Source organism: Neisseria sp. Marseille-Q2251 (assembly GCF_940793045.1).
Taxonomy (GTDB): Bacteria; Pseudomonadota; Gammaproteobacteria; order Burkholderiales; family Neisseriaceae; genus Neisseria.
Genome location: NZ_CALNWV010000023.1, coordinates 1 through 11,697, shown reverse-complemented (window position 1 = coordinate 11,697; position 11,697 = coordinate 1). Strand labels below are relative to the sequence as shown.

Below are 11,697 nucleotides of genomic sequence, written 5' to 3'. Positions count from 1 at the left end.
TTCTAAACCGTCTGCCCGAACTTATATAGTGGATTAACAAAAATCAGGACAAGGCGACGAAGCCGCAGGCAGTACGGCAAGGCGAGGCAACGCCGTACCGGTTTAAAGTTAATCCACTGTATCTTTCCACTCAAACAAAGGAAGAGAACATGACGACGCATTTTGTGATGATGGGTGTTTGCGGCTGCGGCAAAACCACCGCCGCCCTGTCCCTGCAAAAACACCTCAACCGATGCCCCTACGCCGAAGGCGACGATTTCCACACCCAAGCCAACCGCGACAAAATGGGCGCGGGCATCCCGCTGACCGACGAAGACCGCTATCCGTGGCTGCGCAACCTGCGCGACTGGATGACGGAACAGGCGCAAAGCGGCGCGGCGTACACCATCGTTACCTGCTCCGCGTTGAAACGCCAATACCGCGACATCCTGCGCGGCGCGCAAGGCAAAACCGCCTTCATCCACCTGACACCGCCGCAAGCCATCAACCTCGAGCGCATGATGGCGCGCCAAGGGCATTACATGAAGGCAGGGATGCTGGATTCGCAACTGGAAATCCTGGAAGAACTCGGCGCGGACGAATACGGCGTCAAAATCGACAACCCCGGTTCACCCGAAGCCGTAGAAGCCGATATTCTGGCATGGGTTAAGGCAGAAGGTTTGTTGTAAAGAAAGCGTGTCAGCAGGTATAGAAAAGGGTGACAGTCAATAACAGTGAAGATCTTTTTCATCAGTAACAAACCTAGAGGAGTCTTAAAATGAAACCACAACGTATTTTGGCGGTCTTATTATTTCTTCCGCTGACGACATTTGCCGGTCCTGATCTGACCATGACCAAAGCCCAGTTCGAAAGCGCGCAGAAGCAAAAGCTTTACCGCTTCGACGGTTATCCGACAAAAAATACCTTCAACGGTAAAACTGCCAAACTTAACATGAAAGACCAGTACGCCCGTACGTTCCGCACCCGGCTGCGTGAGGTTTTGGCAGAAAACCGTCCCAACGCCGCCGGCAAATATTCCACTTTCGGTTTCGGTTGCGGCACGTCAGGCTGTATCGAAGCGGGTGCAATCGACAATACCACGGGAACGCCGATACAATTGGGCGATCTGCTGTTAGGCTGCGGAGATATTGATGAGGATGGCGACTTCCGTTCCGATCCTAAGAGTAACCTAGTCATCGCCTCCGGTTGTCTTGAGGGGCACTTACAAGATAAGGACGGTTCAGAACAATTCGGCCATCATTACTTCCTGATCGACAAAGGCAAATTCAAGCACTTGCGCTCGGTCAGAGTGAAAAGGTAAGCCATAGAGTTTGATGAATTCGGGAAATGAGAAACCGAACGGGAATTGGCTGAACTGAAACAGAAATACGATCTGTAATCCGGTTTCAGACGACCTGCCAAACACAATTTCAAAAGGAGTTAATAATGGACGATGATTTTCAAAACAACCCTGCTTATGACTACTTACCACAAAATAATTTTCATGGACTTTTTGATGAAAATAAGCCTGCCAACGGCACCCAAATCCTGCGTGTTATTCTCAGAAAAGCCTTCATCGCCTGGATACTTTTATGTATCTATCTTTGGTTCCGGCTGCCTTAGTATGTTATTCTGCTTTTCAGACGACCCTTTCGGGTCGTCTTTCTATTTCCTTTTTTGATACGCCTCACGGGAAGCTATCAAAGCATTCGGTACTTCACTAACACGGTCATCTGAAAGTTTCAGACGACCTTTTTTACAAGGATTTCACGGTTAACTCACGATACAACCGCTTTTCAGACGACTCCTTACAAAGTCTCCGCTTGAAACCACGTTTTACCGTTGGCGGTGCATTCGAGGATGCGCCAGTCGTAGGTTTGGCTGAGGCGTTCGGCGTGCATGATGTCGGCAGTCGTGCCTGCGGCGGTGATGCTGCCGTTTTTCATCAAGGTGATGTGGCCGGCGTAGTGGGCGGCGAGGTTGAGGTCGTGCAACACCATGACGACGGTCATGCCTTGTTCGGGCAAGGTGGTGAGGTGCTGCATCAGGCTGTGTTGATAGCGGACGTCGAGATGGTTGGTCGGCTCATCAAGAAAGAGGACTTCGGCATCCTGCAACAGCGCGCGGATGACGGCGGCGCGTTGCTGTTCGCCGCCGGAGAGGGTTTGGATGCGTTTGTGTTGCAGGTCGGCGAGGTCGAAATGCTCGAGCAGGGCTTGGGCGCGTCGGGTGTCCGCCTGTTTGGGCCGCCGATACCAGGCGAGTTTGGGGTATCGTCCGATGAGGACGTATTCGGACAGGGTCATGGGGAGGTTGAAATGTTCGTGTTGCCCGACCCAGGCGATTTTATGTTGCCTGAGCGCGTCCTTCATGGGCGTTCCACACCAGCTTGCTTGCGGATGGTAGAGGAACTGTTTGAGCAGGGTGGACTTGCCCGCGCCGTTGGGGCCGATGACCGCGCTGACGGCGCATTGGGGAAATTCGGCGCGTTCCAAAGACAGGATGGTGCGTTTTCCGGCTTTGACGGTGCAGTTTTCGATCAGCAATGCCATGTCAGCTCCTTTGGTCTTTGACAATCAGCCACAGGAAAAACGGCCCGCCCAAAATGGCGATGACGATGCCGACGGGCAGGTCGATGGGATAGACCACCCAACGGGCAAACGTATCGGCGAGCAACATAAAAATCGAACCGACGACGGCGGACAGGATAATCAGGCGGGTGCGCGAGCCGCCGACTGCTTGCGCCAATACGTTGGGTATCATCATGCCGACGAAACCGATAATGCCGCCGAGCGAGACGGCGGCTCCGGTCATCAAAGCCGCGCCGATGATGGTTGCCACGCGGGTGGCGGCGACGCTGATGCCCATGGTGTGCGCCGTTTCGTCGCCCAAGAGCAGATAGTCGAGACGGCGACCGACAGCAGTCAACACGACCAAACCCGCCAACATCACGCCGCCTGCGTAGGCGGGCGAAACAAAGCCTGCTTCGGAAAAGCTGCCCGAGAGCCAAGTCATGGCGCTGCGCAATGCCATGTCGTCTGAAAGGAAAAGAATCAGGCTGACCAACGCGCCGCACAAAGCGCTGACCACAAAACCCATGACCAACAGCCCCAGCTTGCCGCCGCCGACCAGACGGTGTCCGAGCAGAATCAGGATACAGACGGCAAACGCGCCCGAAAATGCCGCCAGTGGCACGGCGATGCTCCAGCCCATCGCAATCGCCAGCACCACGCCCATCGCCGCCCCGCCCGACGTACCGATCAGGCTCGGGTCGGCAAGCGGGTTTTCAAACAATGCCTGCAACGCCGCGCCGCTGGCGGAAAGTGCCGCGCCGACCAGCAAAGCGACAAAAATACGCGGCAGGCGGATTTCCATCAACACAGGATCGGCGGCAAGCGGATTGCTCCACCCGCCCTCGCCCACCCCGGCGCAAAACCAGATCAGAAACAAAGATAAAACCGGCAACGCCGGAAGCCATTTTTTCATGTTGTGATTCTTTGAAGAGTATTTCGGCAGCGGCTGCGAAACGCCGACGGATTAGCCGTTGCCCGTTTTCAGACGACCTGTTCGCAATAAACGAACGTAGAACGCGGCTGCCTTCATGTGCATCCGTTCCGAAACAACGACGGCAAAAGAAGGTCGTCTGAAACCGACAAGAAGCCGGATTGCCCATCCGACTTCGTGCCATCACGCCACTTTCAGACGACCGCGCCTTATTTCCCTAAATCGTGCAGCTTGCGGACGATGTCGGGCGTGTAGAGGCCGTAGCGCATATAGTCGTCCGCCTGCCAGAACAGGATGCGTTTGTTTTTCCCGGCGGGACTGGAGGCGATTTCGGGGCGCGTCATGATTTTGTCGAGGCCACCGAGGGCTTTTTCATTGTGTTTGGCGATGATGATGACGTCAGGTTTCGCGTTGAGCCAGCCTTCGCGCGAGAACGGTTTGAGTCCGTCCACCGAAGCCGCCGCGTTCGTCCCGCCCGCCAGACGGATAAGCACGTCGCCGACGGTGTTTTTACCCGAAACATAACGGCCGTCGTAGCTGAGGATGTAGCGTTTGCCGTTGGCTGGTTGCGCCTTGATGCTGTTTTTAAACTGCTGCGCCAAAGCCTGCGCCTGCTTTTCCTTGCCCAACAATTTGCCGATGCGGGCGAAACTTTGCTGGTATTGCTCCAGCGTTTCGTTTGAATTGACGTTTTCCGCTTTGACGCCGGCGCGGCTGAGTTGGGCGTAAATGCCGTCGGGTTTCGCCATCCAGCTTCCGATGACCAAATCAGGCTTTTTGGCGATGATGGGTTCGGCGGAGAAATTGCGGTAAAAGCCGATGGACGGCGTGTTTTTATAGGCGGGGTTGCGGTTGAACTCGTGGATGCCAACGACTTCTTTGTCCGCACCGAGTTTCGCGGCGATGTCGGCAACGTCGGGGGTCAGGATAACGACGCGCTGCGCGGCGGCATGGGCGGCAAGCAGGGTCAGGACGGCGGCGATGATGGTTTTTTTCATGATGTTTCCGTATGGTTTGCGGGGTTTGGAGGTCGTCTGAAAACCCAAAACAAGGTTTCAGACGAGGTATGGGTTCAAAAAAGATTACAGCCCGTATTGTTGGCGCACTTCGGCAATCAACGCACGCCACGCTTCGGATTCCGCCTCCGCATCGGCAGGTCTGCCAAACAGTTGCAGCACCAAATTGCGGCGTTCGTCATAGGCTTCGATGCTGTGGACAATGCCGTTGCTGCCCGGACGGCGGACGAACCAAAGTTCGGCAAGCTTGGCGTCGTCGAGGAAGAAATTTAGAAAGTTAATGATACGAATTATCATTTTATTTCAATTTACGGTCAACCTTCATTAAAAAGTAACGAAAAATCAAAGCAAATCGAGACAATGCCGCCTCGGTTTAATGTGAACCCGTCAAACCGCAAAATTTACGGCAAAACCGACTCCTCCACCCTTGCGCCAATCCCCAAGCTTTCGTCCGAACCCCTTATAAAAACAATACAATTCCGCTACAATAGCCCTTTGCATTTTTTTCAGACGACCTTGTTTGCAAAACGTCGTCTGAAACCGAAATACCGAAACCATAGAGAATCACAACATGACCGATTACAGCAAAACCGTAAACCTGCTCGAAAGCCCGTTTCCGATGCGCGGCAACCTTGCCAAGCGCGAGCCTGCGTGGCTGAAAAGCTGGTACGAGCACAAACGTTATCAAAAACTGCGCGAAATCGCCAAAGGCCGTCCGAAATTCATCCTGCACGACGGCCCGCCGTATGCCAACGGCGACATCCACATCGGTCATGCCGTCAACAAAATCCTTAAAGACATCATTATCCGCAGCAAAACCCAAGCCGGCTTCGACGCGCCTTATGTGCCGGGCTGGGACTGCCACGGTCTGCCCATCGAAGTGATGGTGGAAAAGCTGCACGGCAAAGATATGCCCAAAGCGCGCTTCCGCGAATTGTGCCGCGAATACGCCGCCGAACAGATTGCCCGTCAGAAAAAAGACTTCATCCGTCTGGGCGTGTTGGGCGACTGGGACAATCCTTACCTGACTATGGATTTCAAAACCGAGGCGGATACCGTGCGTATGCTCGGCGAAATCTACAAATCGGGCTATCTCTACCGAGGCGCGAAACCGGTTCAATTCTGCTTGGACTGCGGCTCTTCGCTGGCGGAAGCGGAAGTGGAATACAAAGACAAAGTATCGCCTGCGATTGACGTTGGTTATCCGTTTAAAGACACCGCCGCGCTTGCCGCCGCATTCGGTTTGTCCGGCATCGAAGGCAAAGCGTTTGCCGTCATCTGGACGACCACGCCTTGGACGCTGCCTGCGAGCCAAGCCGTGTCTGCGGGTGCGGACGTGGTGTATCAATTAATCGATACGCCCAAAGGCAAATTGGTATTGGCGAAAGATTTGGCGGAAGATGTGCTCAAACGCTACGGCTTCGTTTCAGACGACCTCAGCGTCCTCGCGGAAACCACCGGCGACAAGCTGGAAAACCTGCACATGAACCATCCGTTCCTCGAACGCGATATTCCCATGCTCAACGGCGAACACGTTACCACCGACGCTGGTACGGGCTTGGTGCACACCGCCCCCGCACACGGTTTGGAAGACTACGCCGTCTGCAACAAATATGGCATCGAGCTTTACAACCCCGTCAACGCCGAAGGCAAATACATCAGCGAAACGCCGCGCGTCGCAGGCATGAGCGTTTGGGAGGCGAACCCCGTCATCCTGCAATGGCTGGAAGAAACCGGCAACCTCTTGGCAAGCAGCAAAATCGAACACAGCTACGCCCACTGCTGGCGCCACAAAACCCCGCTGATTTACCGCGCGACAGGTCAATGGTTTGTCGGCATGGACAAAGCCGGCAGCGACGGCAAGACCCTGCGCGACAAAGCCATCAAAGCCGTGGACGACACCGAATTCTTCCCGTCTTGGGGTCGCGCGCGCCTCGAAGCCATGATCGAAGACCGTCCCGACTGGGTCGTTTCGCGCCAACGCTATTGGGGCACACCGATGACCTTCTTCGTTCACAAAGAAACGGGCGAGCTGCATCCGAATTCCGCCGAGCTTCTGGAAAAAATCGCCCTGAAAATCGAAGAAAAAGGCATCGAAGCATGGTTCTCACTCGATAAAAGCGAATTGTTGAGCGCGGAAGATTGCGAAAACTACGACAAGCTTTCCGACACGATGGACGTATGGTTCGACTCCGGTTCGACCCATTATTCCGTCTTGAAACAACGCGAAGAATTGGACTGGCCTGCCGACCTTTATCTCGAAGGCAGCGACCAACACCGCGGCTGGTTCCAATCCTCCATGCTGACCGGCTGCGCCTCATCCATGGGACGCGCCCCGTACAAACAGCTTCTGACCCACGGTTTCGTGGTTGACCAAAACGGCCGCAAAATGTCGAAATCCATCGGCAACGTCGTCGCGCCGCAAGAAGTCTATAACGAATTCGGCGCGGACATCCTGCGTCTGTGGGCGGCATCCACCGATTACAGCGGCGAATTGGCGATTTCCAAAGAAATCCTCAAACGCGTCACCGAAAGCTACCGCCGCATCCGCAACACCTTGAGCTTCCTGTTTGCCAACCTCAGTGATTTCGACCCGTTCGAACACACCGTGCCGCAGGCAGACATGGTCGAAATTGACCGCTACGCCTTAGTGCTGGCGCGTCAGTTGCAAGAGCGTCTGGCGGGCGACTTCTATCCGCGCTATGCCTTCCACTTCGCCGTGAAAGACATCGTCGCCTTCTGCTCGGAAGACTTGGGCGCGTTCTACCTCGATATCCTGAAAGACCGCCTCTACACCACCAAAGCCGACAGCCACGCCCGCCGCAGCGCGCAAACCGCCCTGTACCACATCACGCGCAGCCTGGTTCTCTTGATTGCACCGATTTTGTGCTTCACCGGCGAAGAAGCGTGGGACATCATCGGCGGCGGCGAAGAAGACAGCGTCCTCTTCCACACCTGGCACGAGTTCCCGCCCATCAACGAAAAAGCCGAAGCCGAACTGGTGAAAAAATGGACGGCAGTCCGCGAAGCCCGCGAAGCCGTAACCGCCGCCATCGAACCTTTGCGCGCCGACAAAACCGTCGGTTCGTCATTGCAGGCAGAAGCCGAAATCACCGCGCCGGAAGCCACCACCGACTACCTGAACGCCCTGGGCGAAGAATTGCGCTTTGCCCTCTTAGTGTCAAAAGTCGAGGTCAAAACCGGCAGCGAACTCGCCGTTACCGCCAAAGCCAGCGACGGCGAAAAATGCGAACGCTGCTGGCACTACACCAACGACATCGGCTCGGTCGCAGGCCATGAAACCATCTGCAAACGCTGCGCCGAGAATGTGGACGGCAAAGGCGAAGAGCGGCATTACGCTTAAGGCTGTCTGAAAAAAGGTCGTCTGAAAACCAAATCAGGTTTTCAGACGACCTTTTGCTATCTACTATCGATCGCCCAAACAGGGAAATCCGTTCAATATTTCTTAACGCCCCATCAATCCGCAATCTCTGCAAACTTCTCCCAATTTGCCAATACATACGCTACAGCCGCTGCCATATCGTCGTCCGCGATTTCGTAATATTCGCCGTCCAATTCCTCAAAATCGGGAAACTCGGCACGAATCGCGTCCAAAGATGCCCCGCTGTCCGCCATTTCCTCGATTTTCGCGCCGTCCCGCTCGTATAAAGCCTTCGCCTTATCCAAAATCTTAGGCGTCGGTTTAATCCGCCAGCGGCGCAGGCTGTCGGCGACGGGGTTATGGAACACATATTCGCCGTAACCCGCCGCGATCAGTTGCACAAAGCCGCCCTCCTGCACTTGGCTGTCCAAATAGCAGTAAGCCGTCAGCGTGTGCTGCTCGTCGTTCAAACACCGCATTTCCTCATCGCCTGCCGCATCCATGTAATCCAAATACGCCGCGCTCAATGTGTAGAGAAATTCTGCCGCATCTTGAGGGTTCAAATCATCCTGCCGGAAAAGTGTCGTCATGTTAAAGCCCGTCTGAAATAAAGTGGATTTAAAGCTGATTTATAAAAACTGCATTATAACCAAAGCATTATCAAATCAAAACTTCTTTTCAGACGACCTTTTGCGCTGCACAAGCAGGCGATATATCGTACAATAAGGTCGGACTTACCAAGGAAAAATCATGAACGCAAACACCGAAACCGTCATTATCTACCCCAAAGACCTGCCGCTGCACTGCTCCGGCCCCAATCACGAAACTTGGAACGGTCATCCGCGCGTCTTCCTCCCGATTCAGTCCGACAGCGACATCGAATGCCCCTACTGCGGAACGCGTTACCATCTCGAAGGCCACATTCCCCACCACCATTATTGAGACGCTATGAAGAGATACGCCCTCCTGCTGTTGCTCGGACTGTGTACCGCCTGCGGTTCGTATAAAGCCGTCCGCCCCGATGCCCCTCTTACCGTCGTCGCCGAAGCGCAAAACAACGCCATCCGCTACCAAGCCGCCGACGGCAGCCGCATCTCCGCCATCTACGTCAACAGCAACAGCCCGATGACGGTCGAACTGCGTCAGGGAAGTACGGTCGAAAAACTGACGCAAACCCATTCGATGACCAAAACCACGGAATACCGCAACGCAAGCACAATATGGCAGCTTCAGGACGGCTTCGCCACGCTGACCCGCGGCGGCAAAACCGTCGTATTCACCGAAATCATCGAATAATCTTGTCTGAAGTTCTTATCAAAAGGTCGTCTGAAAAACCTTAAACGATGTTTTTTCAGACGACCCTGCGTTAAATCGACAATCCGGAACTTTCATTCCTGCATCTGGATTTGACAGGCCGAATCCCTACGGCACTGCTTGAACCATATTGCGATATGGTGTATCCGGACAAATCAAAGGTCGAGACCTTTGCAAAAAAGCCCTTCCCCCGACAGCCGAAACCCAAACACAGGTTTTCGGCTATTTCCGCCCCCCCAAATCACTCCTAATTTTACCCAAATATCCCCTTAATCCTCCCCGGATACCCGATAATCAGGCATCCGGGCCACCTTTTAGGCAGCAACAGGCACACTTAGCCTGTTAGCCGCTTTCAACAGGTTCAAACACATCGCCTTCAGATGGCTTTGCGCACTCACTTTAATCAGTCCGAAATAGGCTGCCCGCGCATAGCGGAATTTACGGTGCAGCGTACCGAAGCTTTGTTCCACCACATAACGGGTCTTCGATAAATAGCGGTTACGTTTGGTTTGCGCTTCCGTCAGCGGACGGTTGCGGTGGGCTTTGCGCATAATGCCGTCTAACAACTGATGCTCTTTCAGATGTTGCCGGTTTTCCTTACTGTCATAGCCTTTATCGGCATAGACGGCCGTATCTTTGGCATACCTTCCAACAAAGGCAACAGGTGGTTGCACTCATGGGTATTGGCCGGGGGTAATGTGCAGTTTCTCGATATAGCCTTCCTCATCGGTACGGGTATGTTGTTTGTAACCGAGTTTGTAGAGGCCGTTTTTCTTTGTCCAGCGGGCATCTTTGTCCTTACTCGGTGTGGTCTGGCCGCTGACTTGTCCTTCCTCGTCAACTTCTATGGCCTGACGCTGTTTGCTGCCGGCGGTCTGAATAATGGTGGCATCAATGACGGCGGCGGATGCTTTCTCTATTTTTAGGTTTTTTTCGGTCAGTTGGCGGTTAATCAGTTCCAGCAATTCGGACAGGGTGTCGTCTTGCGCCGGCCAGTTGCGGTAGCGGCATAAGGTGCTGTAATCGGGGATGCTCAGTTCGTCAAAACGGCAAAACAGGTTGAAATCGATGCGGGTGATGAGGCTGTGTTCGAGTTCGGGATCGGAGAGGCTGTGCCATTGTCCGAGCAGGACGGCTTTGAACATGGACAACAGGGGATAGGCGGGACGGCCGCGGTGGTCTCTAAGGTAACGGGTTCTTTGACGATTCAGGTACTGCTCGATCGGCTGCCAATCAATCACCTGATCCAACTTCAATAGTGGGAAGCGGTCGATGTGTTTGGCAATCATGGCTTGTGCGGTTTGCCGGAAGAAGGTGCTCATGGAAAATCCCCTAAATGTCTTGATGGGAATTTAGGGGATTTTGGGGGATTTTGCAAAGGTCTCAGGTCGTTTGAAACCTTGTTTTCGAGGTTTTCAGACGACCTTTTATCATGGGCAGCTTATTCCTGCTTCAACATCATGCAGTCCATTTGACCCAGCCCATCTGCGCAGTCAGCAGAATCAATCCGCCGAAGACGATGCGGTAGTAGGCAAACGGAACATAGTTTTTACTGGACACGAATTTCAGCAGCGATTTAATCGCCAGGAAACCTGCCAAGAAGGCGGCGATAAAACCGACAGCAATCAGACCGACATCTTGCAACGTGAAGAGTTCATAGTGTTTGAATACGTCATAGCCGGTAGCGGCAATCATCATCGGCACGGCGAGGAAGAAAGAAAATTCGGTCGCGGCTTTTCGCTCGATGCCCCACAGCATACCGCCCATAATCGTACTGCCCGAACGCGAAGTCCCCGGCACCAGCGCGCACACTTGGGCGCAACCGACCACAAGCGCGTCAATCGGACGCATTTCATCCACGCTTTTGACTTTAGGTTTGACTTTGCTTTGGCGTCTTTCGACCCACAGAATAAAGAGCCCGCCCAACACCAGCATGATAGCCACGGTTTTTGGGTTAAACAGATATAATTTAATTTGTTTTCTAAACAGAAATCCCATCAAAGCGGCAGGCACGAACGCGATGGCAAGGTTCAACACGAAGCGGTTGGCGGCACGGTCTTTGCCCAATCCGGACAAAACGGAGGTGAAACGTTGACGGTATTCAAAAATCACGGCAAGCACCGCGCCCAGTTGGATGGCGATTTCAAAGACTTTGCCGTTGCTGTGGAAATTGAGCAAGTCGCCCAATACAATCAAGTGGCCGGTACTTGAAATCGGCAGAAATTCCGTCAAGCCTTCCACAATACCCATCATCAGGGCTTTTAATAAGGTCAAAATGTCCATATTGCTTTCTTTTTGGTTTTCAGACGACGTTTGCCCGTCTGGATTTCAGGATGAAGCGGTATCAGAATCGGAAAACTGCTGCGGTATGACAGTATAGTCAATTAAAATCAAAATAGGACAGTAACGCATCGTCAAATCGGGCGTAATCAGACAATACGGTTCGCAGATACCGCTTAATATTCGCCCACACCTTCTCAATCGGGTTGAGCTCAGGTGAAT

At 53.7% G+C, this 11,697-nt stretch carries 12 protein-coding genes and 2 pseudogenes; 6 read left to right on the top strand and 8 right to left on the bottom strand.

Annotation, left to right across the window (positions count from 1 at the left end; translation table 11 throughout):
• Nucleotides 1-149: 149 nt before the first annotated feature.
• From AAG834_RS08670 to AAG834_RS08660, 3 genes are all read left to right on the top strand, one after another.
• Nucleotides 150-668, top strand: coding sequence for a gluconokinase, GntK/IdnK-type (locus AAG834_RS08670; RefSeq protein WP_342031880.1), 519 nt, complete (start codon nucleotides 150-152; stop codon nucleotides 666-668).
• Nucleotides 669-757: 89 nt separating this feature from the next.
• Nucleotides 758-1,300, top strand: coding sequence for a hypothetical protein (locus tag AAG834_RS08665; RefSeq protein WP_342031879.1), 543 nt, complete (start codon nucleotides 758-760; stop codon nucleotides 1,298-1,300).
• A gap of 125 nt (nucleotides 1,301-1,425) precedes the next feature.
• Complete coding sequence (locus AAG834_RS08660) at nucleotides 1,426-1,602, top strand: hypothetical protein (RefSeq protein WP_342031878.1); 177 nt, start codon at nucleotides 1,426-1,428, stop codon at nucleotides 1,600-1,602.
• 185 nt (nucleotides 1,603-1,787) lie between these two features.
• Here AAG834_RS08660 and AAG834_RS08655 read toward each other — a convergent pair whose 3' ends face one another.
• The 4 genes from AAG834_RS08655 to AAG834_RS08640 form a co-directional block, all read right to left on the bottom strand.
• Nucleotides 1,788-2,531 carry an ABC transporter ATP-binding protein gene (locus tag AAG834_RS08655; protein WP_342031877.1) on the bottom strand — a complete coding sequence of 248 codons (744 nt, stop codon included), beginning with the start codon at nucleotides 2,529-2,531 and terminating at the stop codon, nucleotides 1,788-1,790.
• A 1-nt stretch (nucleotide 2,532) separates the two neighbouring features.
• Complete coding sequence (locus AAG834_RS08650) at nucleotides 2,533-3,465, bottom strand: FecCD family ABC transporter permease (protein WP_342031876.1); 933 nt, start codon at nucleotides 3,463-3,465, stop codon at nucleotides 2,533-2,535.
• Between the two features lie 227 nt (nucleotides 3,466-3,692).
• Nucleotides 3,693-4,481, bottom strand: coding sequence for a heme/hemin ABC transporter substrate-binding protein (locus AAG834_RS08645; RefSeq protein ID WP_342031875.1), 789 nt, complete (start codon nucleotides 4,479-4,481; stop codon nucleotides 3,693-3,695).
• 84 nt (nucleotides 4,482-4,565) lie between these two features.
• Entirely contained in the window at nucleotides 4,566-4,796 is a 231-nt protein-coding gene (locus AAG834_RS08640; RefSeq protein WP_342031874.1) for a ChuX/HutX family heme-like substrate-binding protein, read from the bottom strand.
• A 274-nt stretch (nucleotides 4,797-5,070) separates the two neighbouring features.
• On the opposite strand from AAG834_RS08640, the gene ileS reads away from it, so the two are divergent.
• Nucleotides 5,071-7,863: an isoleucine--tRNA ligase gene (gene ileS / locus AAG834_RS08635; protein ID WP_342031873.1), complete on the top strand. Its 2,793-nt coding sequence runs from the start codon at nucleotides 5,071-5,073 to the stop codon at nucleotides 7,861-7,863.
• Between the two features lie 113 nt (nucleotides 7,864-7,976).
• Here the strand turns inward: ileS and AAG834_RS08630 are convergent, their stop codons facing one another.
• Nucleotides 7,977-8,471 (bottom strand): DMP19 family protein, encoded by a 495-nt coding sequence (locus AAG834_RS08630; RefSeq protein ID WP_342031872.1) that lies wholly within the window; start codon nucleotides 8,469-8,471, stop codon nucleotides 7,977-7,979.
• 160 nt (nucleotides 8,472-8,631) lie between these two features.
• Here AAG834_RS08630 and AAG834_RS08625 point away from each other — a divergent pair, with 160 nt between their 5' ends.
• Together AAG834_RS08625 and AAG834_RS08620 are read left to right on the top strand one after the other, a co-directional pair.
• Entirely contained in the window at nucleotides 8,632-8,823 is a 192-nt protein-coding gene (locus tag AAG834_RS08625; RefSeq protein WP_003763364.1) for a zinc-finger domain-containing protein, read from the top strand.
• A 6-nt stretch (nucleotides 8,824-8,829) separates the two neighbouring features.
• On the top strand, nucleotides 8,830-9,177 hold the full coding sequence (locus tag AAG834_RS08620) for a hypothetical protein (RefSeq protein ID WP_342031871.1): 348 nt from the start codon (nucleotides 8,830-8,832) through the stop codon (nucleotides 9,175-9,177).
• 332 nt (nucleotides 9,178-9,509) lie between these two features.
• Here AAG834_RS08620 and AAG834_RS08615 read toward each other — a convergent pair.
• The 3 genes and pseudogenes from AAG834_RS08615 to AAG834_RS08605 all read right to left on the bottom strand — a co-directional run.
• Nucleotides 9,510-10,484 (bottom strand): annotated as a pseudogene (locus AAG834_RS08615) (IS5 family transposase).
• 169 nt (nucleotides 10,485-10,653) lie between these two features.
• Nucleotides 10,654-11,478 (bottom strand): undecaprenyl-diphosphate phosphatase, encoded by an 825-nt coding sequence (locus tag AAG834_RS08610; protein WP_342031870.1) that lies wholly within the window; start codon nucleotides 11,476-11,478, stop codon nucleotides 10,654-10,656.
• A 97-nt stretch (nucleotides 11,479-11,575) separates the two neighbouring features.
• Nucleotides 11,576-11,697: pseudogene (locus tag AAG834_RS08605) on the bottom strand (IS630 family transposase); the annotation flags it as partial.